General features: G+C 50.8%; 26 protein-coding genes and 1 pseudogene. 9 read left to right on the top strand and 18 right to left on the bottom strand.

Annotation, left to right across the window (positions count from 1 at the left end):
* Positions 1-57 precede the first annotated feature (57 nt).
* Both DP119_RS06450 and DP119_RS06445 read right to left on the bottom strand, forming a co-directional pair.
* Positions 58-993 carry an MBL fold metallo-hydrolase gene (locus DP119_RS06450; RefSeq protein WP_112232016.1) on the bottom strand — a complete coding sequence of 312 codons (936 nt, stop codon included), beginning with the start codon at positions 991-993 and terminating at the stop codon, positions 58-60.
* 101 nt (positions 994-1094) lie between these two features.
* Positions 1095-2291 carry a M14 family zinc carboxypeptidase gene (locus DP119_RS06445; RefSeq protein ID WP_420812291.1) on the bottom strand — a complete coding sequence of 399 codons (1197 nt, stop codon included), beginning with the start codon at positions 2289-2291 and terminating at the stop codon, positions 1095-1097.
* Positions 2292-2613: 322 nt separating this feature from the next.
* On the opposite strand from DP119_RS06445, the gene DP119_RS06440 reads away from it, so the two are divergent.
* The 3 genes from DP119_RS06440 to DP119_RS06435 are packed head-to-tail and all read left to right on the top strand — an operon-like array spanning position 2614 to position 4474.
* Positions 2614-3468 (top strand): NAD(P)H-hydrate dehydratase, encoded by an 855-nt coding sequence (locus DP119_RS06440; protein ID WP_112232014.1) that lies wholly within the window; start codon positions 2614-2616, stop codon positions 3466-3468.
* 25 nt (positions 3469-3493) lie between these two features.
* A complete protein-coding gene (locus DP119_RS15975) occupies positions 3494-3784 on the top strand; it encodes a hypothetical protein (RefSeq protein WP_240616390.1) in 291 nt (96 codons plus the stop codon).
* Between the two features lie 6 nt (positions 3785-3790).
* Positions 3791-4474, top strand: coding sequence for a c-type cytochrome (locus DP119_RS06435; RefSeq protein ID WP_240616389.1), 684 nt, complete (start codon positions 3791-3793; stop codon positions 4472-4474).
* A 46-nt stretch (positions 4475-4520) separates the two neighbouring features.
* Here DP119_RS06435 and DP119_RS06430 read toward each other — a convergent pair whose 3' ends face one another.
* The gene (locus DP119_RS06430) at positions 4521-5123 is read right to left on the bottom strand and encodes a class I SAM-dependent methyltransferase (protein ID WP_112232012.1); all 603 of its coding nucleotides are present in this window, start codon (positions 5121-5123) and stop codon (positions 4521-4523) included.
* A 158-nt stretch (positions 5124-5281) separates the two neighbouring features.
* On the opposite strand from DP119_RS06430, the gene DP119_RS06425 reads away from it, so the two are divergent.
* From DP119_RS06425 to DP119_RS06415, 3 genes are all read left to right on the top strand, one after another.
* Complete coding sequence (locus tag DP119_RS06425; protein ID WP_112232010.1) at positions 5282-5902, top strand: hypothetical protein; 621 nt, start codon at positions 5282-5284, stop codon at positions 5900-5902.
* Positions 5899-6471 carry a peroxiredoxin family protein gene (locus tag DP119_RS06420; RefSeq protein ID WP_112232008.1) on the top strand — a complete coding sequence of 191 codons (573 nt, stop codon included), beginning with the start codon at positions 5899-5901 and terminating at the stop codon, positions 6469-6471. Before DP119_RS06425 ends, DP119_RS06420 begins: the two co-directional genes overlap by 4 nt.
* Before the next feature lie 93 nt (positions 6472-6564).
* A complete protein-coding gene (locus DP119_RS06415; RefSeq protein ID WP_112232006.1) occupies positions 6565-6984 on the top strand; it encodes a YgaP-like transmembrane domain in 420 nt (139 codons plus the stop codon).
* A 36-nt stretch (positions 6985-7020) separates the two neighbouring features.
* Here DP119_RS06415 and DP119_RS06410 read toward each other — a convergent pair whose 3' ends face one another.
* The gene (locus DP119_RS06410) at positions 7021-8115 is read right to left on the bottom strand and encodes an acyltransferase family protein (RefSeq protein WP_146747864.1); all 1095 of its coding nucleotides are present in this window, start codon (positions 8113-8115) and stop codon (positions 7021-7023) included.
* 207 nt (positions 8116-8322) lie between these two features.
* Positions 8323-9012: an SGNH/GDSL hydrolase family protein gene (locus DP119_RS06405; RefSeq protein WP_112232002.1), complete on the bottom strand. Its 690-nt coding sequence runs from the start codon at positions 9010-9012 to the stop codon at positions 8323-8325.
* Between the two features lie 136 nt (positions 9013-9148).
* On the opposite strand from DP119_RS06405, the gene DP119_RS06400 reads away from it, so the two are divergent.
* Both DP119_RS06400 and DP119_RS06395 read left to right on the top strand, forming a co-directional pair.
* Positions 9149-10150, top strand: coding sequence for an ion channel (locus DP119_RS06400; RefSeq protein WP_112232000.1), 1002 nt, complete (start codon positions 9149-9151; stop codon positions 10148-10150).
* 209 nt (positions 10151-10359) lie between these two features.
* On the top strand, positions 10360-11097 hold the full coding sequence (locus tag DP119_RS06395) for a YqcI/YcgG family protein (protein ID WP_112231991.1): 738 nt from the start codon (positions 10360-10362) through the stop codon (positions 11095-11097).
* Between the two features lie 45 nt (positions 11098-11142).
* Here the strand turns inward: DP119_RS06395 and DP119_RS06390 are convergent, their stop codons facing one another.
* The 5 genes from DP119_RS06390 to DP119_RS06370 all read right to left on the bottom strand — a co-directional run bounded on the left by DP119_RS06390 (position 11143) and on the right by DP119_RS06370 (position 15254).
* Positions 11143-12132, bottom strand: coding sequence for a LacI family DNA-binding transcriptional regulator (locus tag DP119_RS06390; RefSeq protein WP_112231989.1), 990 nt, complete (start codon positions 12130-12132; stop codon positions 11143-11145).
* Between the two features lie 318 nt (positions 12133-12450).
* Positions 12451-13341, bottom strand: a complete 891-nt coding sequence (locus DP119_RS06385) for an HNH endonuclease signature motif containing protein (protein ID WP_112231987.1) — start codon at positions 13339-13341, stop codon at positions 12451-12453.
* A gap of 123 nt (positions 13342-13464) precedes the next feature.
* Complete coding sequence (locus DP119_RS06380) at positions 13465-14247, bottom strand: cytochrome c oxidase assembly protein (protein WP_240616388.1); 783 nt, start codon at positions 14245-14247, stop codon at positions 13465-13467.
* A gap of 4 nt (positions 14248-14251) precedes the next feature.
* Positions 14252-14731 (bottom strand): DUF2243 domain-containing protein, encoded by a 480-nt coding sequence (locus tag DP119_RS06375; RefSeq protein ID WP_240616387.1) that lies wholly within the window; start codon positions 14729-14731, stop codon positions 14252-14254.
* A gap of 94 nt (positions 14732-14825) precedes the next feature.
* On the bottom strand, positions 14826-15254 hold the full coding sequence (locus tag DP119_RS06370) for an Hsp20/alpha crystallin family protein (protein WP_112231985.1): 429 nt from the start codon (positions 15252-15254) through the stop codon (positions 14826-14828).
* 384 nt (positions 15255-15638) lie between these two features.
* On the opposite strand from DP119_RS06370, the gene DP119_RS06365 reads away from it, so the two are divergent.
* The gene (locus DP119_RS06365; protein WP_058380680.1) at positions 15639-15836 is read left to right on the top strand and encodes a hypothetical protein; all 198 of its coding nucleotides are present in this window, start codon (positions 15639-15641) and stop codon (positions 15834-15836) included.
* A 96-nt stretch (positions 15837-15932) separates the two neighbouring features.
* Here the strand turns inward: DP119_RS06365 and DP119_RS15815 are convergent, their stop codons facing one another.
* The 8 genes and pseudogenes from DP119_RS15815 to DP119_RS15765 form a co-directional block, all read right to left on the bottom strand.
* The gene (locus tag DP119_RS15815) at positions 15933-16094 is read right to left on the bottom strand and encodes a hypothetical protein (protein ID WP_167399200.1); all 162 of its coding nucleotides are present in this window, start codon (positions 16092-16094) and stop codon (positions 15933-15935) included.
* Between the two features lie 180 nt (positions 16095-16274).
* A pseudogene (locus DP119_RS06360) lies at positions 16275-17788 on the bottom strand (AbgT family transporter).
* A 21-nt stretch (positions 17789-17809) separates the two neighbouring features.
* A complete protein-coding gene (locus DP119_RS06355; RefSeq protein ID WP_112231983.1) occupies positions 17810-19123 on the bottom strand; it encodes a helix-turn-helix domain-containing protein in 1314 nt (437 codons plus the stop codon).
* Entirely contained in the window at positions 19107-20360 is a 1254-nt protein-coding gene (locus DP119_RS06350; RefSeq protein WP_112231981.1) for a M20 family metallo-hydrolase, read from the bottom strand. Before DP119_RS06350 ends, DP119_RS06355 begins: the two co-directional genes overlap by 17 nt.
* Positions 20341-21669 carry an amidohydrolase gene (locus tag DP119_RS06345; RefSeq protein WP_112231979.1) on the bottom strand — a complete coding sequence of 443 codons (1329 nt, stop codon included), beginning with the start codon at positions 21667-21669 and terminating at the stop codon, positions 20341-20343. The genes DP119_RS06350 and DP119_RS06345 overlap by 20 nt, the downstream gene beginning before the upstream one ends.
* An 11-nt stretch (positions 21670-21680) precedes the next feature.
* Entirely contained in the window at positions 21681-22856 is a 1176-nt protein-coding gene (locus tag DP119_RS06340) for a M20 metallopeptidase family protein (RefSeq protein WP_112231977.1), read from the bottom strand.
* 210 nt (positions 22857-23066) lie between these two features.
* Positions 23067-23858: a hypothetical protein gene (locus DP119_RS06335; protein WP_112231975.1), complete on the bottom strand. Its 792-nt coding sequence runs from the start codon at positions 23856-23858 to the stop codon at positions 23067-23069.
* A 46-nt stretch (positions 23859-23904) separates the two neighbouring features.
* Positions 23905-24309, bottom strand: coding sequence for a hypothetical protein (locus DP119_RS15765; protein ID WP_146747863.1), 405 nt, complete (start codon positions 24307-24309; stop codon positions 23905-23907).
* Between the last annotated feature and the right edge of the window lie 110 nt (positions 24310-24419).

Raw genomic sequence — 24419 nt, 5'->3', positions numbered from 1 at the left:
CGCAAAATAGGAACTGTAAACCGGCCGATTGCTTCCAAATGAAATTTTCAGAAGTGTTCAGCTTTGTTTGCGGAAATAATCCAGCAAGCCCTGTGCGCTGACTTGGAGATCCATTTCGATATAAGGCAGCACGCGGTGGGGCTGTTCCATTCCTTGTTCCGCAAGATGCGCCAGGACCGGGACAGCCAGCCGTTTGGCCAATTGATCCGCGGATTCATCGTGTCGATGCGCAGCCGCTCCCTCTTCGACAAACACCTCGAGCCATTCCAGCACCTGCTTGAGTGCTGCCTGCGGGTCCTTGGCAGCACCGTAATGCCCGAAATAAAGCACATCGAATTGCTGCCGTTCCATCCGTTCGATCGATGCCTTCATCGCCTCGGGGTCGAATTGGTTCGGTGAAGTGGACGGCAAGTAAAAGTCGATGCCGTCTTCGATCAGCTGGGCATAGCGGATGCCGGCTGTATCCCCTGCGAAAAATCCATTCGACACAGGGTCCAGGATGCCGAAATGATGCTTGGCATGGCCAGGTGTATCCCAAAACTCCAGCGTACAACCCGGCCCGATCTGCAGCCGGTCGCCTTCTGTCTTGATGTCGATGCGGTGTTCTGGCACGGGGACGATCGGATTGAACAACTCATCGAATTGGTCGCCGTATACTGCGCGCGCGCCGGCGATGAGGCGGCTCGGGTCTGCCAGGTGCCTGGCGCCTTTCGGGTGGGTGATGAGCGTCGCGTTCGGGCAGTCCTGCAAGAGCAAGCCCGCTCCTCCGGCGTGGTCGAGGTGGATGTGCGTCACGATGATGTAACGGACCTCATCGAGTGAGATGCCGAGTTCTTTCAAACCTTCTTTTACGTGCTCCACCGACGGGCTGGGCCCTGTTTCAATAATGGTCAGCTGCTGTTCCATGATGACGTAGCTGCCTGTGCGCTGTTCGAGGCCGAGATCGAAACCGTCGATCAGCTGAATGCGGTCGTTCAATTTGCTGATGGCCATATGACACCCCTTTTCTGTTTGTCTTCAGTCTAACAAAGCCCAAGCTTGCGCTACAACTCGGCACATAAAAAAACGCCGCCAGAATTTGGCTGCGTTTCCCATCAATTGCTGGACGGCCGATAGGAAGTCAATGGAATGTCTTCGTAATCCTCGGGATCCAATGAATAGACGCTGTCATCGGCTACCCCTTCGACAATCGCTGTCAAGCCGCGCTCCACCGATTTGACCAATTGGCCTTTTTCTTTCTGCCCAAGCGACTGGGTTTGGCCGCGCACTTCAAATAACACGGTGCCGCTGCCATTCAGCGCATAACTGCCAAGCGCTGTGCCCGGCAAATCGAGCCCTTGTGAATAAAGCGAGATATTGGTGAATTTCGAATTGCCGTAGGACTGCAATTCCTCATACGCTGCTACATTCAGCTGGCGTGAAAAATTATAATCGTATCGGTCTGCATATTCGCTGTATTTCGCTCCTTCAGCAGTTGATGGGTCCGGAACGAATTGTGCGGACAGCGATAACGTGACTGGATCCGGCGTGCCATCGACATAATACATCCCTTGATGATGCAGGTCGATAAAAACGTCGACGGTGCCGAATTCCGCTTGCAGCGATTTATAGACGTCGCGTGACACTTGGGCTTCTTTGGTGATAAACCAGCCCGGTTCGTTCGATGCGCCAGGGAAATCTTCCGCTTGCGGTACGTAGTCCAGGTCCGGGTTGAAATCGCGGTTGACGTCGAAGCCTGGGTTGGCGCCGTAATCATAGCTCTGGCTGATGCCGCGGTCCAAATAATTCCATGATGGCGTTGCAGCGGCGAGTTCCGGATAATCCGCCACGACATCACTCCATGTCATGCTATTGCGGCGCTTATCGCCTTCCGAGGCATCCGGGTTCATCATCGGCATGAAGACGATCGTCACTTCATCGCGCAAGGCTTTGGCGGCTTTCGAATTGCCGGACAGGGTTTTCAGCATATTCAAAATGGCCACGGTACCTGTTTTTTCATTGCCGTGGATCTCGCTTTGGATCAATAGCACTTTATCGCCAGTCCCGACCGTCGCAGTATAAATATCGCGGCCTTCGAATGATTGGCCGGCAACATCCACTGATACCGTACCTTTGCTATTGGCTTCGATGCGCTGGAGTTCTTTTTGCAATTCCCCATAATCGATGAATCCGGAAATGGCGTTATCATGATGGTGTTCAGTCGGCTGTACCGGTTCTGCCGCTTGCACCGGCATCGCAAGCATCGCGCAAAGTCCCGCCATCGTCATGGTCTTGAATACGTGTTTTTTCACTATCCCCACTCCTTTTCTTTGAATAGGCTGAGTATAGCAAAGCTTGCTAGGCTTGCCTATAGTTGTCAGAAATTTCAGTTCTTTGGATATATAATCCACCGTACCCCAGGCACTTCACCCGTTACCATTGCCGGGGGTTAAATTTTCAACTTAGCTATTCCCATTGTTTCGTGGGACGAAATACCTGCAGCAACCGTCACCGGCTTGAACCATCCATGCAAGGCTTGAACATCGTCTGCTTGCATAGCTGGCGCTTTTGGGTTTGCCTATGGCTTGGAATCGGCTACAGTTGTTGTAAAGACGCAGAACGGGAGGTTTTCATATGATCAATCCGCAAAATTCGCAAGACGGCATCGCCTGGGCGCAGGAAATGGTGCGCCGCACATTGCCCGAACGTGCACAGGACAGCCATAAAGGCGTGTTCGGCACAGCGCTGTTGGTGGCAGGGGGGCCGGACATGCCCGGGGCTGCATTGATTTCGGGGCTCGGCGCATTGACAAGCGGCGTCGGGAAATTGGAAATCGGCACCTACCGGGAAACCATCCGCAGTATCGCACACGCTGCGGCCGAAGCGACCTATGTTCCGGATGCACTGATCCATATCGCCAATGGCACCCATTCACTTACTTCCTATAAAGCCATCGCCTGCGGCCCGGGTGTCGTGCCGGATGCATTGACCGAAGCGGCTATTGACAGTTTGCTGAAATCATCTGCCCCTCTTATACTCGACGCCGGCGCATTGAGCGAGCGGAGCTATGCGAAAAGAAGCGCCCCGCTCATCCTGACGCCTCATGCCGGTGAATTCAGCCGGATTTCCGGTTATTCAACAGGCCAGATTGCCGAATCTCCCGGGCCATGTGCTTCGGCATTTGCCACGGAACACCATTTGACGGTCGTCCTGAAAGGGCCACGAACGACCATTGCGTTTCCCGACGGTGAACTGTACCGCAATCCGACAGGTAATGCCGCACTTGCAAAAGGCGGTACCGGCGATATGCTGACCGGCATGATGCTTGGCATGCTGTGCTGCCACGAAAATTGGCGCCACGCCGTCCTGAACGCCGTCTACCTGCACGGCGCCTGTGCGGACGAATTCATCAAAACCCGCTCTCCCCACACGATGCTTGCCCGGGACATTGCGCGATTGCTGCCCGAAGTGTGGAAACGATTCGAATGATCCGGTGTTCGGAAATTCGTCACAGATGAAGAAACTCGGCTACGGCAGCATCTTCCTGTTGATTCTTGCTGTCATTGCCATCGGCGTCTTGTCCAGTGAATTGTCTGCTGAAAAATCGAAAACAGCAGAAATCCAGCCGGATGAGACGGAAACAGTCCAAACCGGCCAAGCGACTGCAGGTGTCAGCCACAACCCGCCGTCTTTGGATGACGTGCCGGACGGGCCGGAAGGCGAAGCGGTGAAACGCGGCTACGAACTGGTCAACAACACCTCGGAAGTGTTGCGCGCAGATGCCGCCAGCGTCGAGGATGGCTAACAGCGCGTGAATGAGTTGTCCTGTACAAGCTGCCATGCCGGTGCGGGGCTTGAGGAAGATTCCTCTTTGATGGTCGGCGTAGCGTCGGCCTATCCGATGTATATCGGGCGATCCGGTGAGATCGTCACTTTGGAAGAACGCATCAATGGCTACATGGTCCGCAGCATGAACGGGGAAATGTTTGCAGAAGACGATGAGGACATGGATGCCATGGTCGCCTACTTCAAATATATTTCCGAAGGCATTCCGCAAGGTGCCGAAATGCCGTGGCGCCACCAGAACACCATGGAAGACGTCCCAGTGCCCGATGTCGATAATGGCGAGAAACTCTACCAGGCAAGTTGTGTAGCCTGCCACGCTGCTGACGGCGCAGGCACCGGCTCGAACAGCGGCCCTGCTGTATGGGGAGAAGGCTCATTCAACGATGGCGCGGGGCTTGCACGCATGACGAAGATGGCCGGTTATTTGCAGAACAATATGCCAAAAGGCGCTGAGAATACATTATCCGACCAGGATGCCAGCGACCTGGCCGCTTTCGTCCTGTCACAGAACCGCCCGGAATGGGAAGGGCATGAACAGGATTGGCCTAACGGCAACCGGCCGACGGATGCCATGACAAAAGAGCGCCGCGATCAAGTGAAAGACGGTACGATCGATTGGAATGAAGTGCTCGGAAAAGATGCCGATTAAAAGAACACCCATCGCCGAAAATTGGCGATGGGTGTTTTGCCGTCTATCATTCCGCAGGTTTTTGGCAAGCGAGCTGGATGACATGCGATAAGCCGTTATGCAATTTGCCCTCATGCCGTTCGACTTCACCCGTGAAAAAATGGATGAGCTTAAACCCCCGGAAAGCCTCAAGCACCTCTTCAGGCCGGTACAGGAAAGATTCCTGTTTTGGGCCGACGGTACCGTAAGCGGGCTGGCCGACGGAATAAACTTCCATCAGGAAATGGCCGCCCGGTTTCAATGCACGTTTGATGCCATCGAATGTTTTATGCTGCACGTCTTTTGGAAAATGGCCGAATACGCAAATGATGAGGTCCCAGGCCTCTTCTGCCCATTCAGCCTCTGCCAGGTCCACTTGCTCGGTCAAAACCCCCACGCGGCGTTCTTCCGCCAGCCGCTCGGTCTTTGCCAACCCGCTTCTTGCAAAATCCCACGCGGTGACATGCATGCCTTGCCCGGCTAGATAAACTGCGTTGCGCCCTTCACCTTCCGCTATCGCGAGTGCTCGGCCAGACAGCCTGAGCTTGTTTTGCATCATTTCGATGAATTCATTCGGCTCTGTCCCGTATACATATTCCGTTGTTTGAAAGCGTTCATGCCATGTAGCCATATGGCACCTCCTGATTCAGTCTTGATTCCAGCATAACCGCCAAACAAAAAAGATGAAAAGATTGTGCTTTCAGCTATAATGGAAAGCGCCGGGCATAAGACTTTCAATACGGACGGAGGCATCTTTATAATGAATAGATACCGCACGGGACAAAGCCAATGAGCTATGTCCCGATCCTGCACCTGACCGTTCCTGCGGTCTGGGTTTCTGTGCTGATGGCAGCTGCAGCGGCAAGCCTGCTGATGCGAGCCGCAACTGGCCGCAAACTTGGCGAATGGTTCTGGAACGCGCTGGCGCTTTACATCCTGGCATGGAAGCTTAGCTACATCATTTTCAATTTGCAGCATTTTCTTGACGTGCCTTTATCCATTCTATATTTCAATGGCGGCCTGTATGGGCATCTGCTTGCCATAGCCTTGCTGCTTGCCTATTTGGTCTTCATGCGCCGGAAACACGCTGCTTTGGCGGAACAGGCTGCGAATGCCTGGCTGCTGTTCTTTTTGGCATACCAAACCATCCTGCAGCTATTCGAAGACCAGTTAATGCAGGCCCTGTTGCAAGCATCCCTTCTTGCGGCGGCTGTTTTATCCATCCGCCTGCTGGCAAAACGCCCAGACGTCCCGGACAGCCTGCTACTCGCCACATTTTTCACAGTGGAACTACTGATTTTAAGCGCTTTCGGGCCGCTGTTGACCTGGCAAAATGCAACGCTCCTAGTTCTTGCCGCATTCACCATCGCCATGGACAGACGTTTTGAACAGAAAGGAACGAACACATGATAAAAAAAGCCATTATCGGCATATTGCTTCTTGCAGCGATCGCCATCATCGCCCTCAATTTCTTTGAAGAAGACGCTGCCCCAATCGACACCAGCGAATCCGCCAGTTCCGAAAGCGCACAAGACGCTTCTCTTGCCGAGGGGCTCTCGCAAGGCCAGGCAGCGCCCGATTTCACCTTGACCGACCAAAATGGCGAAACAGTGAAACTTTCCGATTACCGCGGAAAGAAAGTCATCCTGAACTTCTGGGCGACCTGGTGTCCGCCATGTCGTGCTGAAATGCCGCACATGCAGGAATTCCACGAAAACAACGAAGGCGGTGACGTCGAAATCCTGGCCGTCAACTTGACGGCGCAGGATAACGGCGATGAAGCGATCCGCTCCTTTATCGATGAATTCGGCTTGACCTTCTCCATTCCGATGGACGAGACCGGCAGCACCGCACAAACCTATCAAATCCGCACCGTACCGACGACATTCATCCTCAACACAAGAGGCGAAATCGCCCAGAAAATTGTCGGCCCGATGGATGAACAGATCATGAAAGACCAGACAGACAGCATCGACTGAGTTTTCTCCTGAAGCTTGTATGGGCTTAGGGGTTTAAATGAATGCCATTTGCGGAATACTAGAAAGAACTGCAATGAAATGGAGGATATATTCATGGAACTTGATTTGGACAAAGAACAATTGCCATCCACGCAAACGAAAGTGAACGAAAACACCCCCGACTACATCAATCAGCAAATCGAACGGGAAACGGAAGCTTCGGTCAATTATTACAAGCGCCAAGGCGAAAATGAAATCCGCCAGCGGATCGAGGAATTGGAACATGAATGGGATACCGAGCGTGTACTCGAAGTCAATATGGCTTCCATTGCACTTGCTTCATCCCTTCTGGCCCTCGGCAGCAATAAAAAATGGGCGTATTTATCCGGTGCCGTCAGCGTCTTCATGATCCAGCACGCGGTGCAGGGCTGGTGCCCGCCGCTTTCAATCTTCCGGAGAATGGGCATCCGGACGCTGGATGAAATCAACCGGGAGAAAAAAGCGTTGGAAAACCTATTGAATAAGCCCGAATAATATCGAAACCCCCAAGCTTTTGCGCTTGGGGGTTTTTTAAGTATTTTTCGTCACGGCGTCCGTGTCGTTTGCCGTAACTGCAGGTGCCTTGTTTTTTTGCAGCCAGCCTTTAAACCTGCGGTGCAGGGGCAGCTCCAGTTTGAAATGTGCCAAAATCCCGAAAAACAACATCAAAGCCACAAGCAGCAAGCTCATGGCGAAGTTGCCCAGCAGTTCATGCAATCCAACCTGGTCCATCCATTCAGAGAATAGATCCAGCACGACATTGTGGACAAGATAAATCGCAAAAGCGGCATTGCCCAGCTGATGGAATTCTTTCGGAATGCTGATTTCCTTGTTCAGGTCGATCACGCCAAGCCCGGTCAGCAAAAACATGATAGAGACGCTCGCAGTGATTTCGAAGCTGAGTTCCATAAAGGGGTCCAGCGCATTCATCCACGTTACAGGAAATCCGATCAACCCCACAGCTATGCATAAATACCCTAAGGTGGCCGGGATAGGGGCGTGGAGAATGAGCCACGCACAAAAGACCCCTGCTATGAACATCAAATTATAGGAAGCGAATAGAAAATCGAACAGGAAAAAGTCGATATAGACAATGCCCGCAATGCCCAGCAGTGACAGGATTCCCCAGCCGGCAAATAGCGCCTGCCCGATAAAACGCGGGCTCATGAACAGGACGGAAAACATGAGATAGAAATAAACCGTGTATTCCAATGACCAGGCAACGATCAAGAACGGGTCTTGCCATTCGGGATTCGGGACCAAAAAAATCGAAGTCAGAATGACAGCCAGGTCCCGCTCCGCCCCCGTCGCAAACCACGGGAAGAGAAAAGCCAAGAGTAGGAATGCCAAGGTCACGACCCAATACAACGGATAGATCCGGATGAATCGGTTGGTCAGGAAATCCGATAACTGCCCTTTTCGGCCGAATTTTTCGCGGTAGATATAATAAGCCATAAAACCGGATAGGGAAAAGAAATAATAGACCCCGCCCGTCAACGGCAAAAACGCCAGATTCCATATATTATACCCGTAATAATCCATCATGGTCGTCGAGAGATGATGCAGCATGACCAACAACGGCACCAATGCCCTGGACATTTGTATCAGCACTAATTTCCTTCTCACATGCTTCACCCTCCATCCTCAATCAACCTGCTAGGCTAAAGAACTGGAATAAACCAAGAGAACCATCCGCATTTATTTTTTATAGACATAATATACCATGTCCATTTAAAATCACAAGCTTTTCCTCCCCTTAACCACTACTGTCCAAAGGCACTTATCCCAGGCACTCAAAAACCCGGAAACCTTGGAAGGCCCGGGTTAAATCGTTCATCGCCGCTCTTTCGGCAACGCTATGCCGGTCGTCTGCAATGTCTCCAACAGCAATTGGTGCATGATCGCATAGCCCTCTTCGTTCGGATGGATCGAGTCCAGCCAAATGGACGGCAATTTGCCCATTTTCCTGGTGTTTGTGACAATGACGCCTTTCGCGCCGATGGCTGAATTCCACATCCGGAACAAGAGCTGGGTGAAACCGAAATATTGCACTTCTTTCTTCATCGAATTGTATAAGCTGTTTTGAACAATCAACACTCGCTCGTTGCCCTTTTGAATAGTGCCGTAAATTTCCAGTAAATTGCGGCGGTATTTCTTTTTCAATGAAGCGAACTGTCGAATCAGCTCGCTTGCGCCCCCGTTGCGGTACTGGCGCAACAGGTCGTTGCCGCCGATGTTGAGCAGCACGAGGTCGGCTTGGGCCAATTCCGCCTGCCAATGATCGGCCCGCAGCCGTTCAACAAGGCCATCGCTCGTCAATCCGTTGATGCCGAAGTTCAGCACTTCGCTATCAGTAAAACTATCTTTCAAATGTCTGGCGATTCCGCCTTTCGTACCGTAGCCATAAGCGACGGAATCGCCGAGAATGATGATTTTCTTTATATGTCGCGGCTTTGCCGCATTGTGCCGTTTACGTCTGAGTGCCTTCTGATAAAGGGCACTCGACCGGAAATTCCTGCCCAATCTTCTGCACGCCCCCTCTTTATCGTATCCCTACATTTTAGCATATTTTCCTGTTTGTTTGCTTATTTTACGCTTCGATGCATAACCTGAGGGCTTGTAGGGGTATGGACAAGTAAAGCAAAAAGGGGGAATATTGATGGATCTTTTTTTTCTGGTAATCGGAATCATCATCGTCGTCCTCACCTTGATTGATTTCATCTGGACGACTTTATGGGTCGACGGCGGCGCCGGGCCATTGACCAATAAGCTTACTTCCGCCTATTGGACACTCCACAAGCAAGTGAGCCGGAACAACTCTCAATTCTTGAGCCTCGCGGGGCCGATGATCCTGGTCTTCACCTTGGCGACATGGATTTTCATGTTATGGGTTGGCTGGACTTTCATATTTGCAAGCTCTGATATGATCGTTGATACAAAAGACGGCGGCCCCTTGTCCTGGATTGAATATGCGTATTACGCAGGATATTTGATCTTTACCCTTGGCAATGGCGAATTTGCCCCGGATGACGGCATCTGGCAGATTGTGGCGATCTTCGCGACCGGAACCGGCATGTTGTTCATTACATTCGGTGTAACCTATCTATTGCAGGTCCTGAGCGCCGTGACGGAAAAGCGTTCGCTTGCCGCAAGCATCAGCGGCATTGCGAAAGATCCTGCTTCATTAGTCAACAATGCCTGGAATGGAAAGGACTTCGGCAATTTCAATCTTTTGCTTGATACGTTCGCGAATGAATTAAGCAATGCCGTGTCGAAATACAATGCCTATCCCGTCCTCCATTATTACCGCAGTTCGACACATGACCGCTCGCTGCCTGTGAACATCGTAGTGCTTGATGAATCATTGACTTTGCTGAAATACGGAGTGCCGGCGGAAGTCCAGCCGAACACTTTATTGATGGAGGAACTTTCCAGCAGCATCACCAGTTATTTAGACACTTTGCATAGTTCTTCCATAGATGAACCATCGGTTCTCCCGCCCCATCAAGTCCTTGCGAATCTGGATGAATCGATTCCGACAGTCGATGCAAAAACTTACGAAGAGGCGATGGAATCGCTTGAAAAACGCAGAAGAAAGCTACTGGGCCTTGTCGAGATGACGGGCGAGAGATGGCCAGGCACGAAAAATAATGATGAATAAATATTTGAATAACCGGTTAAGCCGGTGGTTGAATAATTATGGTTTAACCGTCCGACCAGATACCCGACTTCCAAAAAAGCGCTAAAAGCTGGCGCTTTTTTTGTTTCCTTTATTTGACGATATTTCTATTAACTTTAAATATAGTGTTTCAAGGGGAAAAATTCAGGGAACAAATTGAAGGATGAGATTTTGAAACTGGGGGTCTAGTGATGCAAACGACAATACCTGCTTTATTGACGAAAGAAGATTTCATGAACCGGAACGACTTGCCAGACTGGCTGCTGCGCGAATACAAGACGTTTCATGAGACAGTGACCGACAAGACATTCCCTTGCTATTTCGGGAGAAGCGGCGAATTGAAAGGTGAACTGCGCTATGCATACATAAGCCAGGCCGATTGGTCGAACTTGCCTGTGGCCGTCGCCGAATTTTTGACCTTGTTCGAAGATCCGAAACATAAGCGCCATGGGCTGTTCGTGTTTGTGGAGCCCTTTGAATCCGAAGGGCAGCTCGATGATTACCGCAAGCAGTTCTGGGAGATTCTGCAGTATCTTCATGATATGGACGAGACTGAGTGGCCGGAACAAGCTCCGCGGGATCCAGACCATTACCTATGGGATTTCAATTTCAAAGGAGAACCTATTTTCATTTTCGGCAATGCGCCTGCCTATAAACAGCGGCGCACCCGCCACCTCGGCAATTCGATGGTGCTCGGGTTCCAGCCGAGAAGGATCTTTGAAGGGCTGACAGGTACTGAAAAAGGCGGCATCATGTCGCGTGAAAAAGTTCGGGAGCGTGTCGAGAAATGGGATGAACTGCCGACCCATCCAGACATTAGCCACTTTGGCGATCCGGAACATAATGAGTGGAAACAATTCTTCATTGGGGACGATATTGAACCGATCAAAGGCAAATGCCCATTCTCCCACAAAGAACTTCAACTATAAGAAAAGCGGCCGTACATTACAAATGTACGGCCGCTTTTCTTATAGTTAGGCTTTGTTTTTTTGACGGTCTTTGAACTTTTTCACAGTTTTTCCGTTATCGAGTTGAAACTCATCGGAGGTGGATTGCGCTTCAGTCTCTTTGCCTTCGATTTGCTGCACAAGGAGATCCACTAGCTTTTGCTCTAATGGCTGTGCAGCGGCTGCGGGCGTGACGGCCGTCAACGCTTCGGCATTCCCCTCTTCCGCTTGCCCTACCACCACGATGCTGATGTCTTTCGGCACTTTGAATCCCGCGCTTTTCAAGGAATTGAATAATTTCAGTCCATCTTCATAACTCGCAGCGACAAATGCGCTGGTCGGCTTCTTGAACGACCGGAGTCCAGCAGCAATGGCATCGAAATCCGAAGGGCTTTGAGTTGTATGGATTCGTTTTTTCCGCAGTTTCAATTGATGGTGGGCTAACGCTTCATAATACCCCTGAAGCTTCCCGCCGTTGTCCGGCAGATCTTCTCCCACCCAGGCGATCTGCTGGTGGCCCTTTTCAGCAAGATGGCCAGTTGCAAGATATGCCGCTTTCCGGCCATCCAATGGCTTTGCATCGCCCGCTGCCTCTTCAGCTTGCAAAAATGCAAGGCCCTTTTCATTTGCATATTCCCGAAGTTCGTCCGGAATCCCGCCGATGCCGATAACGCCAAGAGCGCATTCCAATAATGATTTTGTGTCTTCTACCGATTCATTGCCCGTCAACACATGGCCTGTCAGCTGATAGCCGGATGACTGGGCCGATTCGGCCAATTCACGCAAACGAGCGAAATCATCGGGGGCACAATCCTTTGAAAAAACCACTGCTACTTGTTTCGATGTTGCTGAAGGTTCTGCTTTAGGGACACTCGTGTTCCCATAATCCAATTCAGCCAAAGCTTGCATCACTTTGTCATAGGTTTCTTTTTTGACTTGCTCAGGCCGATTCAATACACGGGACACAGTCGTTTGAGACACGCCTGCATGTTTAGCTACTTCTGTCGTAGATACCATCTCCGCCACCCTTTCCACTTAATTCATTTATTGCATATACTATAACACAAAATACGGCCATATTCAGTTTCATATTCAATAAATGCAAATCTCTCTAAAGAATCACAACAAGCCCGCAAGTCAAAAAATAACCTCAAGCAGGACTAAATGACGGAAAATGAATAGAGGTCCAGGCATCTGTCGATATGTTATTTACCCATGATTATTCATTAACCCTATTAACGAATAATGGTTATTCAAAAATTATTCAAAGGGTGTCGCAATCCATTCTGAGCATAAATAAAAAACGCGCAGTTGCCGCTGCGCGTTTGGGATTCGTTATTCACCAATGAAATAATTGTTTCGATGCCACCTCAAAAATGGCGTATGCGCATCGCTCGCGGTGATGCGCATATTTTTCTTCAAGCCATATCGAGCCGCTTCCTTTTGAAGCGATGTCGACATCCTGAGTGTGCCAGCGCCGGTGAAGGAGATCTGGCCGCTTTCATAGAGCGCGGCATGGTTAGCACATAATAATATGCCGTTTGCCGGATCGGTCTTTTCTGCGTCGCTGCTGTCTTTCCATGGCTTGCTGTAGACTGCCTTCAACAGCGCCGGGTTCGAGTGGCTGCAGATAGCGCATTCGCTTCCCCACCGCTTCAATTGCATGGTTTCAAACCGGCCTTTCAATTTCCTGATTTTTTGCCTCAGCAAGTATTCTGAATCCATCATCCAGGCGGTCAGTGAATTGTATTTTCCCTCCCGCACGGCATCATAAACAAATTCCAGTTGTTCAATATTCTGCCATTTCGAAGACGACAATAATTCCAACAACACCAATGCCAACGATTCATTGCACGGATACAAATAGCCGGAGTTGCCATTGCCGTCGGGCTGGAAGGCGGCATACTTGACCGGCAGGTATTGTGCCACCGCTTCGATACAGGAGATGATTTCCAACGGCTCATCCAACTCCAGATATTCACAAGGCGCAACCCATTCAGCTTTTTGCGTACCTGCATTGCGTTCCTGTGCATCTTCCTGGATGGTGCCGACCGCAACGATCGCGCCCTTTACATAATGGAAGGTCCGGTCTCCTTTTTGCAGCGATTTCACCCGTGCCCACGAATGCGGCGTGGCTCCTGATTTATCTTTCATAGGCGCACTGAGAATTCCATGGCGCTTTTCCTCTCTATAAGTTTCCCCCTGCATGACAATGTAGCTGTTCATTACGTGCCTCCTGACCGATACTTTCTTCTATTCTATCATCCTTTTACTCTTTCCGCCCGGGCACAGAGCCAAAGCAACACACGCTAAACCTCAAAAAACCACTTCCCCGAAAGGAAATGGTCATCATACGCCCCGGGCGATCCGCCCAGGCGCTGTCGCTTTATACCAGCTATAGCAAAAAAAGATGATGATGGCCATATCGACTGCATCGCCGCCATAATACATGATCAGCGCCCCCATTTCCCCGTCACCCGTCGTGACTCCGGCCGGCGGCATGGCATACAGGGATTTCGCTAATACCTTATGGGACGCAAGCGCCGCGATCAAGACAACAACACGCAAGCGGAATGAATGCCGATGCGCAGTCAAGTCAGTGTACAAGATCGACCAGGTAAAGACATATCCCGCCAACAAAACGTGGATATGGACCAATGCGTAAAGCCAGGTCGATTGGTGCATCCATAAGAAGAGATCTGTCCGGTATAGAATGAACAGCCCGCCAAAATTCAAAACGGCGGTGCTGACAGGATGGCTGACAACAGCGATGAAACGGCTATTCATCAGCCGGCTTAGGCGGCGCGCCGCTTTTGTCGGCAAGCCCCTCATCAATAAGGTCAGGGGTTTGCCATGCAGCAGGAGCAGCGGCGCCAGCATGCCGAGCAGCAAATGCCCTGTCATATGGGCAGAAAAGCTTGTATGCGCTGCGTCCGCCAACGGGCCGACCAATGCCGAACCTGCAGCGATGACGCCAGCATACCAAAACAAATACCGCTGTACGGGCCATTTTTTATAGCGTTCATTCGTCCAGATCGCGAGCATCGGGTAAAACATCAACGCCCATGCCAGCAGCAAAGCCGCCGTCAACTGGAACCAGGGGTCCATCGGGCCAAGGTAATGATGTATCATCTCGTCACGCGGACCGCCCTTCCTTGCTGGATTTTGCAAGTACAAGCCCTGCAATGAGCAACGCGGCACCAAACAAGTTCCAGCTCAAGTCATAAGGCAATAATTCCACACCGTAACGAACCTGATGGGTTCTCAGCACTTTATGGTCGATGATGCCGTCAAACAGCTGGAATGCCCCTGCGCCGATAAGCACCGAGGCTATCCAGTACCTCATGCGGACCGCATGCCACCTTCTTAAATCCGCGAACATGAACAGCCCGCCGATTGCTGCAAACCAAGCGAATGAGTTCAATAAGCCATCTGCAAAAATGCCGATTTGCGGTGTCGCCAAATCATAGAAATGATGCCATTGGAGCAATTGGTGAAAAATGACTTCATCGATAAATGCCATCAAGCCGATGCCGAACAATAAACCGGACCAAAAATTCCTTTTCTTAAGCTTCGGGTTTAATTCTTCAGCGTTCAATTGTTCTGCCTTTTCCACGTTCACACCTCTCTTTCTAACAAATCCATACTTATCTAATACATACCCAACCCGTTTCTAAGGAAACGAAAAAAAGAGCCTCTGGCCAGGCTCTTCACTCGATCTCGATGCGCTTGCCATTTCCGGATTCTTTTTCTTCCGGCTTCGGCACAGTCAATTGCAAGACACCGTCCTTGAAATTTCCTTTAATGGCTTGGTCGTCAACATCGCCTACATAAAAACTGCGCTTGAATGATCCAAAAGAGCGTTCCTTGCGGATGTAATGCCCTTCATCTTCCGACGTTTCCGAGCTTTCCTCTTTTTTGCCGCTGATGGACAGGTAGCCGTCTTTGAAATCGACTTGAATATCATCTTTTGAAAAACCGGGGACATCCACCACTACTTCATACTGGCCGTTCGCTTCTTTTACATCGACTTGAGGGTAATTGCTTTCCTTGAAGAATCGGTCGAAGAAATCCGAATCCAGATCGCTTTGGAATAATTTCGGAAAGAAATCCTCTCGTTTTCTGGGCATGAACTTCATGAATCTTCCTCCTCATTTGCCGTTTTGCGAAAAATGCCAGAGGCTCTTGTGCGAAAATTCGTGCTGTTACTGTGAATTATAGGCACTTCCCTTCAAAAGTCAACCAGTTTTTTTACAATTCGAAATAATGAAGCGAAACCACCTATTCCATTGCACGCTGACCTTCCATAACGGGTTATCCCCTTGCATGAGCTTCTCCCTATTTCCGCTAAGCACTTAGCTAAGTTCCACCGGAAGTTGAAGATGTTTCCCTGAGCCCAAAGCTTTGCTGCTCGCAAAGGTTTAAAAAAAGGCGATTGCAGGAATACTACAGGAAGCATATGTGTACTACTAATAAAGGATTCCCTGTTATAATGAAAGATATTACTGAAGGAGATGATAGCGATGGAAATGGGTACAATTAAAGGTTCGAGCATGATGGTGAAAGTGGTGCGTTCCCTTATGGAAGAAGGCTGGTCTTTTACACCGAACGAATTGGACATCATCGTCCGCGCCGAGCATCCTGAAACCGGCGAATCCATCTCCTTCCCTTCATTCGGCAGCCTGAAAATGTGGCTTTACGAAAAAGGGCTTAGCTATTAACTGAAAAAGCTGCCCCTCTGCCAAACCGGCAGCAGGGACAGCTTTTTTTGTTGGTCATTTCATGTTCGTCATTGACGATTCAAGAGGCGCGGAGATTTAAACGGACGGTTCAAGAATAGCCGGCTTTTTGCATAGTGAAGCGTTGACGCCTTGTTTTCGCAGTTCGGAAACGATGGCGCCATTGGTTTTCCTGCACGCTTCATACGATTCATCGAACATTCTCTTCAATTGCTTCATTTGATTGGATTGACGGTTCATTCGACACACCCTCCACTCGGATGACTTCCTAGACCAGTATATAGGGCAACTATGAACAAACTATTAACAAACGGAAAAAACTTCGTGAATCTTCATCTGCGCCATACAAGTATCTATCGCTTACTCTGTAAAGTCCTGACTCCCCAAAAAAATCCGCCGGCAAGGGGCGGATTTTTTCGTTTACATGCGCAAGCTGATGCCAGGGCCGATCGGCAGCCCGGTCAGTGCGAAGACGATCATCATGACCAGCCATACTCCGAAGAAGATAAGGCTGTAAGGCAGCATCAAGGAAATCAAAGTGCCAAGGCCCGCTTTCTTGTCATATTCACGCATGAAGGCGAGAACGATCAAAATATACGGATTTAGCGGCGTGATGATGTTCGTCGATGAATCCGCGATGCGGAAGGCCAATTGGACAAATGCGGGATGATAGTCAAGCAGCATGAACATCGGGATGAAAATCGGCGCCATCAGCGCCCATTGGGCAGAACCGCTGAAAATCAAGAGATTCAGGAGGGCGGCAAGGACGCTGAAACCGACCATGACCGGCAATCCCGTCATATTGATGCTCGTCAAGAACTCAGCGCTGTTGACGGCGAGCCAGATGCCAAGGTTGCTCCAGTTGAAATAATTGATGAACTGGGCAGCCGCAAAGATCAAGACGATATAGCCGGACATGTCCTTGATGGCGTCTCCCATATAGGCAGGGATATCTTTCGACTCGGTGATTTTCTTGACTGTGATGCCATAAGCGACGGCCACTGTAATGAAGAAGAACAGGATGATCGGCACGATGCCGGATAGGAATGGCGACGGGATGATGCCGCCATCTTCATTCCGGACGGGAGAGCCCGGGAAGAACAGCAGCAAGGCGATCAAGCCGATGTATACGGCCCCTGCAATCACGGCATACAACAGGCCTTTGTTTTCCTGTTTTGTCACAGGTTCAAATGAGTTATCGGCCCTGCCCGTGTACTTGCCAAGGCGCGGCTCGATTAATCTCTCGGTAATGATCGCCCCGACGATCGCCATGACGATAACGGATACACTCATGAAATACCAGTTATCGACAGGCGTCACGACGATCGTATCGTCAATGGTTCTGGCAGCTTCCGTGGAAATGCCGGATAGCAGCGCGTCCGTCCCGGTAACCAGGATATTCGCGGTGAATCCCGCGCCGGTTCCGGCAAAGCCTGCAGCAAGCCCTGCGAGCGGATGCCTCCCGACGGAGGCGAAGACCATTGCCGCAAGCGGCGGCACGAGGATGAAGGCGGCGTCTGATGCCAGGTTCCCCATGATTCCCGTGAAAATGACCGCATAAGTAATGAGTGACTTCGGTGCATTGAGGATGGACTTCTTGATAGCGGTCTCCATCAGCCCGACGCGTTCAGCCAAACCGATCCCGAGCATCATGACGAGCACGAGGCCGAGCGGCGCAAAGCCGGTGAAGTTATTGATCGTCTCTGCCAGGATATAACGGATCCCTTCGCCTGAGACGATGCTTTGGATCGCCAGCTCCTCACCCGTTCCCGGATGGACGACTGTCGTGCCGAGTGAACTGACCAGCCAGGACAGCAATACGACAAAGACTGCTAAATATAAAAAATGAAGAATGGATCGGGCAAGCGGTTGCCCCACTTTTCGATGAAATTCAAGAATCCTTTTTTGTCTTGTTGTTCTGTCGGTGTTGCCATTCCCATTCCTCCCTTTTCGTTTTATGAACCGAATATTAAACGGTACAATTTCCGCGGCCGCCCTCGCCGGCCGGCTTCTTCTCCTGCCACTTCCGCAACGCCGATGCTTTCAAGTTCCGTTAAGATCCTGCGCGCATTGCGTTCTGTACTGTTCATCCATTGGGACAATTCCAAGGCGGTAATTTCGTCTTTCGCATAATGGCGGGACAAGGATTCAATCCGGGCGATGACAGTCTGGCTGATTGATGCGCCTTTCAACGCTTCCTGCCATTTCGCCTCTGAACTGCGGCGGCTGTATCGGAGGCGGTCGCCTGATGAGTTGATTTCCGTCACTTTTCCGCCTTCATCGATATAGATGACGATGCCGCTCTCTTTTTCTCGGGCGTAGTCGAGTGCGAGCCGCACATTCTGCTCGGACTCCGTCACGGTCCGGCCATAACCGATTCCGATGCGTACCTGGAACTTGCTATTGGCAAAAATCTCATCTTTTAACTCTTCCGGGTGATGGGATTTGCCGTAAAGCTCGAGTTCTCCCCGGGTCGTATAGATAAAGTAGATGCCATTGCCCATACCGACTTTCGAGCCTTTGACTTCTTCGGCGAAATCGATGAGCACACGGTTCACCGCAAGTTCCTGGCGTTCGATCTTGAACGGTGTCTTGCGCTGTTGCGCTTGGCTCGGATAGATGATTTCGATGCCGATCATCGCCAATTGTTTCATGCGGTACAAATCCGATAGGCTTCTTTCCTTAATGACTGAAATCGCACGGTGGGCTGCCAATTCGGATACGCTGATCCGGTAGACCGGCACGCCCCGCTCCTTCAAACCGTTGTAGGCAGCATGGACGCACGTGAGCGCTGCTTGTATGTGCCCTGAACGGTACAGTTTCTCGTGGTAGTCGATCAATTCCTCAGCTGGAATATAGCCGAGCTCCGGCGCAGTATGGATCTCCATTTTTTCCAAATCGAAATCCTTGAGCATTTTCAGCACTTCACGGCGCGGGACCGAATCCACGCTGATACTCGAAAGCACGGCTCCTTCTTGCATGAACGCATCAAGCATCGTACCGAGCAGGCTCGACCCATGGAGCAGTATATAATCCGCATGATCCGCATCGATTAACTCTTCTTTCAAGGCAAAATGATAAGGCGCAGGACCAGAAAAAAGCCAATGCCCGATGCGCGCTGAATGTTCGTTTATGATGCTTTTCGTTTCTTCGGTATGCTGGTAAATGAATGGGATGAGCTCGATGCCCTCTAAGCTCCCTGCCGCTTTCATTGTTTCCATGACTGAATCGTTCGGGCCGATCAGCCCGACTTTAACTGTTTCCGGCATTTGCAGTGGCCTCCATTAAGAAACGGGACAATAGCTCGACGCCCATTTTCAAGTCTTCCGCAGCAGCGAATTCGTCAGGGTGGTGGCTCAATCCATCCTTGCAGGGAATGAACAGCAAACCGCTCGGCCAGGTTTGTGCCATGTTCATGACATCATGCCCGGCACCACTGTCCATCCGATGCGCCAAATAGGCTTCGTGGTCACCGGCATCGACCAATTGCCGGGCTATCCCATCATCAAGCAAAACGGATGGGTTGTCGACCAACACTTCAATATCAATGGCTACGCCTGTCGTTTCTTCGATGCGCTTCGCTTCGCTCCGTATGGCGTCTGCCATCTTCATTTTCAAGCGATCATCCACACTGCGGATATCGACTCCTGCCGTGACGGTTTGCGGGATGACATTCATCGAATTCGGGGATACCGTCAATGTCGACACCGTCGCGACAAGCGATTTGCCATTGCCATAGGCGTCATTCACTTGAAGCGCCGTTTCCTGGACGAATGAGATGAACGGTGCGGCAGCTGCCAGTGCATCTTTCCTTTGGTCCATCGGCGTCGTCCCGGTATGGCCCGCTTTCCCATTGAACGTGACCGCCAAACGGATAGGGCAAGCGACACCTTTGACGACTCCATAATCTTTTTCATGATTGACGATGTGCATCCCTTGTTCGATATGCAACTCGACAAAGCATTTCAGCTGTTCTTTCGGGCGCTTCGCATTGAGCAACTCCTGCCACACAAACCCTTGGCTTTCGGCCGCTTGCGCGAGCGTGACGCCGTGCTGGTCTTCAAGCGTCCCTATGGAAGGATCCAATAATCCGCTCATCGCTTTGCTGCCGATCGTCGAGACGCCGAAACGCGAGGATTCTTCCGAACGGAAACAAATGACTTCAATCGGCCGCTGCGGTTCGAAATCGGCTTCCTTTAGCATCTTGAGGGCCCCAAGCCCGCATACGACACCCGCTCCGCCATCAAATGCCCCGCCATTCGGAACAGTGTCGAGGTGGGACCCCATCGCCACCGCTGCCTGCCCGCCAGAGACATTCCAACGGGCAATGGCATTTCCTGCGGCGTCTTCTGAAGCCTCGAGCCCCAGTTCTTCAGCGATCGTTTTAAAGACCTCGATGGCCTCTGTTTCTTCCGATGTATAGCCTTCCCGCGTAAATCCTTGGGGCCGGACCAGTACATCACTCAAATTCATCCGCTGCAATTGTTCAACCAGCCAATTCTTCACGGCCTCCGTCCTCCTTCAGCAAGTAATCGGTCGTCCGGATCAAGGTTTCCAGCCCTGCCGACAATGCCTGTTCCTCATAGTCAAAGCGCGGGTGGTGATGGCCAGCAGGCAAAGGGCTGGCAAAAATCATGAATGTCGCCTTGCCCCCTCGCTCACGGACGCGTTCCATCATATAAGTAACATCCTCGGATGCGCCGATCGGCAAATACGGCACAATGGCCAAATCTGTAGATGCTTCACAGGCCCGTTCCACGATTTCAGCGAACCTGGGATCGGCATCGGCTGAAATCGCTTTGCCCATGTGCTCGATTTCCAGCTCGACATCGAACATCGCCGCACTCGCCTGCAGGATACGCAACGCATTTTCCTGCATGTATTCATCCAATTTATTGGTTTCGCCGCGCGTCTCGATTTCCATCAATGCTTGGTCAGCGATGATATTGCGCCCGGACCCTGCGTGCAAAGTTCCGACATTGACGCGCGTCGCCCCATCTTTATGTCGTGAAATGCCGTGCAAATGCAAAGTGGCGGATGCCGCAGCGAGCAAAGCGTTGCGCCCTGTATTCGGCTCCAATCCGGAATGCGCCGATTTGCCATTGAATTTCGCATTGATTTTGGAACTTGCCAAGAATTTCGATGTAGATGCAGCGACCGTGCCGGACGGCAAGTCGTGTATGCCGACATGCCCGCTCAGGAAATAATCGGCATCATCGAGCCACCCTTTATCGACCACGGCCTTCGCCCCGCGCCCGCCTTCTTCGGCCGGCTGGAATAAAATCGTATATTTGCCCCGAAGATGCCCTTTTTCTTTCGCTAGGTATTGAGCGAGCCCCACTCCGATTGCGGCATGCCCATCGTGACCGCAGGCATGCATCATGCCGGGCACACGCGAACGGAATGCTTGCTTGGCCGGCACATGCCCAGGCGTGTCTTCTTCTTCGATCGGCAAGGCATCGATGTCAAAGCGATAAGCGAAGTTCGGCCCCTTTTTGCCGGTATCAAGCACTGCGGCAAAGCCGGTGTGCCCGCCCTTCATCTGTTCAAGAAAATCGGGCGGCACTCCATAATCGAGCGCGCGTTGTTCCTGTTGTTCCAGGAATTGCGCGTCCGGCACGCCCATGCGCTCATCGCTTGTTAGCAGATCCGTGCCATAAAAAATTTCAAATCCTTTGCCTGCCAGTTGTTCACTTAATTCGTAAGTCGTCACGTATTCCGCAAACCCGATCTCAGGATATTGATGCCTTTTGCGCCTTTGCTCGATGAGAAGCGGTTCGATTTCTTCCATGAACCGTTCAATTGCATCTGCCATGTCCATTCCTCCTATCCATTCAATTCCGCTAGCACATCAAGCGCTGCCTGCGCCATCAGGCCGGTACCGATCGGCAATGCCTGTTCGTCGATCATAAAGCCTGGGTCATGGAGCGGTTTCTGGTTTTCCCCAACCGAAGTGCCCAGCCAGTAATATACCCCTTCGTATTTTTTCAGGAAGCGCCCAAAATCTTCGCCCGCCATGCTGCCGATCAGTTCCGGAGCAGCGTCAGCGCCCAATTGGTTCTTCGCGGATTCTCGGACCACCCCGGCCCAGCGTTTTGTGTTGACGGTTGCGGGATATCCGTCCGAATAGTCGATATCACACATGCCCCCCATCATTTCCGCAGTGCCATTGACGACTTCATGGAAACGCTTTTTCAATAATTGCTTTGTTTCATCTGATAATGAACGGATTGTGCCTTCCAGTACCACACTGTCGGCGACAACATTATAGCGGTAGCCACCTGAGATTTTTCCGATCGTAATGACGCCAGAGTCCATCGGGTTGGCATTCCGGCTGATGATCGTCTGGATCGCTGAAATCACTTGGTTGGCGATGACGATTGCATCAATCGTTTGATGAGGCATCGAGGCATGGCCGCCCGCTCCGCGTATCGTCACTTGGAAACGGTCTGAATTCCCCATGATCGACCCGTCAATGACGCCGACTTGACCGGCGGGAAGCCCAGGCCAGACGTGCTGAGCCAATAAGACATCCGGCTGGTATCGGTCGAATACGCCGTCTGCCATCATTTGCTCCGCCCCGCCAGCCGGCGCGTTTTCTTCGGCCGGCTGGAAAATGAGCAATACCGTCCCAGCTATCTCGCCTTTTCGTTCCTGCAGCAATTTGCCTGCGCCGAGCAGCATGGCTGTATGGGCATCATGGCCGCACGCATGCATTTTCCCGTCCGCTTTGGATTTGAACGGGACATCCGCTTTCTCCAAAATCGGCAAGGCATCGATATCGGCACGCAAGCCGATCGTTTTACCCGGTTTTCCCCCTTCGATGACACCCAGCACACCCGTTTTTGCAAACCCGGTATAGTATTGGATGCCGTACTCCTCGAGCTTGCTTTGGATTTTTTTCGAAGTTTCCATTTCTTCGCCGCTCAATTCAGGATGTTCGTGAAGATCCCGGCGGAAAGCGCGAATTTCTTCAAATAGCGTCTGTGCTTGCCCTATCATCGCTGTCACCTGCTTTTCGCATTTAAGGAAATAGACCTTAATCCTTCCGTTAATGAAAAGTGTACCGTACATAGCCGCTGGAACGCTACCCCTCATTTTGATTTTTCTGAATTTCCTCTCAATAAAAAAAGAAGCCCCGCTGTTGCGCAGGCTTCTTACGAAGTCGATTCATTGAAGTTCGATGATGCAATGGATGGAAATTTAGCAATGTCAGCCGTATAGGGCGGCTAATTGATTTTTATATTGTTCGATGGTGGTGAAAATCGACAAGTCATGCAATTCATTGTATTTGACGCCGAGCGTTTCCAAGTAATCAGCCAGTTCGGCATGCAGCCCTTTGTATAGTTCCATGAATTCGGGGCCGGTAAGCTCGCCGATCGTTTTCAGGTGGTCATCCGCCCGTTCACTTTCACCCGCTTGGCCCAGGACGTACAGCTCGCTCAACGAATGTATCAGATGGCGGAACGTACCATCAATATAAGGCGGCGAAAAACTTTCTTCTTTTTTCGCCAACACAAAAGGCAAGCTTCTTAAAAACATGTCTGCGGATCCTTCCAGGCCGTAACGGATCACCGAACTATGGACCTGGCAGAAATACGTTTGCCAGCTTTGATAGCTGTCACTTTTCTCCAGCTCTTTCCACTCTGCGTGGCGCCGGATATCCATGTTCTGCTTGAAATGCTCTATCGCCTGCCCGATGACGAATGCAATCAGCGGGATGGTCTCGTCTCCCGACACTTCGATGCCGATGATGCTCTTGACGCCAAACGGATGATGGACTGCTTTTTTTCCATCGAATTCATCGTCGATGATGCCGTATTCAGTAAAGATCGCATGGCTGAAATCTTTACGCTCATTGTAAAAGAAAAGAAGTTCAATTTTATCTTTGAAATTAAATGGTTTATATGCTGTTTTCGCTTTTTTCACCATTGCCGGGATATCAATCTCCGGCTCTCCATCAATTAATTCAATATAGCGGATCCCTTGTTCCGTAGTTTTCAATGGTTTAACTCCTTCTCTGTAAGTCCATCTTTCCCCATTTTCCAAGTCATTTCCATTCGTATATGGTTAGCCTTATTATAAGAAAAAACTTTTCAAAAACACAAGCAAGAACTTTTTCCCGTTTTCCATTATGCATAAACCCCCGTATTGCCCAGCCGCCAGTTGGTCCCGTTGATGTGCTTGCGGATTGCCCCTCAGATCGTTTAACTGTACCATCGACAGGCGATGAATTGGAACTATTCAGTCTTTCAACCCATAAAATAACTGTTTTAACCACTTTTTCCGTGTTTCGGCTTGCCAACCCCTGTAATTTGCCGGTATCCTGTAAACTTACATAATAATCAGTTAAATCCGGTCCTACAAGCATATGCTTTATTTTTTTGGAATCAAATGAAAGCGCTTCAGAAAAAGGCGCCGCCTGATGTTCCGGACCGGCAACCAGTACAATCAAAAAAGGAGAGATTTTTTTATGACAGCTACAACTAAAGGTTTAGAAGGTGTAGTCGCAACACAATCGGCGATCAGTTCGATCATCGATGATACCCTTACATACGTCGGCTA

Origin of the sequence: Planococcus maitriensis (assembly GCF_003289925.1) — a bacterium.
GTDB lineage: Bacteria > Bacillota > Bacilli > Bacillales_A > Planococcaceae > Planococcus > Planococcus maitriensis.
The sequence above is the reverse complement of the archived record's forward strand: the minus strand, read 5'-3'. Positions and strand labels throughout refer to the sequence as shown.

Coding starts and splice junctions, on each gene's coding strand:
- DP119_RS15815 (WP_167399200.1), bottom strand. CDS start 16,094: ATGAACCGTCAATCCAATCAAATGAAGCAATTGAAGAGAATGTTCGAT.
- DP119_RS06420 (WP_112232008.1), top strand. CDS start 5,899: ATGATAAAAAAAGCCATTATCGGCATATTGCTTCTTGCAGCGATCGCC.
- DP119_RS06355 (WP_112231983.1), bottom strand. CDS start 19,123: ATGCCGGAAACAGTTAAAGTCGGGCTGATCGGCCCGAACGATTCAGTC.
- DP119_RS06345 (WP_112231979.1), bottom strand. CDS start 21,669: ATGGCAGATGCAATTGAACGGTTCATGGAAGAAATCGAACCGCTTCTC.
- DP119_RS06385 (WP_112231987.1), bottom strand. CDS start 13,341: ATGAACAGCTACATTGTCATGCAGGGGGAAACTTATAGAGAGGAAAAG.
- DP119_RS06425 (WP_112232010.1), top strand. CDS start 5,282: ATGAGCTATGTCCCGATCCTGCACCTGACCGTTCCTGCGGTCTGGGTT.
- DP119_RS06450 (WP_112232016.1), bottom strand. CDS start 993: ATGGCCATCAGCAAATTGAACGACCGCATTCAGCTGATCGACGGTTTC.
- DP119_RS06395 (WP_112231991.1), top strand. CDS start 10,360: ATGCAAACGACAATACCTGCTTTATTGACGAAAGAAGATTTCATGAAC.
- DP119_RS06380 (WP_240616388.1), bottom strand. CDS start 14,247: ATGATACATCATTACCTTGGCCCGATGGACCCCTGGTTCCAGTTGACG.
- DP119_RS06390 (WP_112231989.1), bottom strand. CDS start 12,132: ATGGTATCTACGACAGAAGTAGCTAAACATGCAGGCGTGTCTCAAACG.
- DP119_RS06415 (WP_112232006.1), top strand. CDS start 6,565: ATGGAACTTGATTTGGACAAAGAACAATTGCCATCCACGCAAACGAAA.
- DP119_RS06400 (WP_112232000.1), top strand. CDS start 9,149: ATGGATCTTTTTTTTCTGGTAATCGGAATCATCATCGTCGTCCTCACC.
- DP119_RS06365 (WP_058380680.1), top strand. CDS start 15,639: ATGGAAATGGGTACAATTAAAGGTTCGAGCATGATGGTGAAAGTGGTG.
- DP119_RS06440 (WP_112232014.1), top strand. CDS start 2,614: ATGATCAATCCGCAAAATTCGCAAGACGGCATCGCCTGGGCGCAGGAA.
- DP119_RS15975 (WP_240616390.1), top strand. CDS start 3,494: ATGAAGAAACTCGGCTACGGCAGCATCTTCCTGTTGATTCTTGCTGTC.
- DP119_RS06370 (WP_112231985.1), bottom strand. CDS start 15,254: ATGAAGTTCATGCCCAGAAAACGAGAGGATTTCTTTCCGAAATTATTC.
- DP119_RS06430 (WP_112232012.1), bottom strand. CDS start 5,123: ATGGCTACATGGCATGAACGCTTTCAAACAACGGAATATGTATACGGG.
- DP119_RS06340 (WP_112231977.1), bottom strand. CDS start 22,856: ATGATAGGGCAAGCACAGACGCTATTTGAAGAAATTCGCGCTTTCCGC.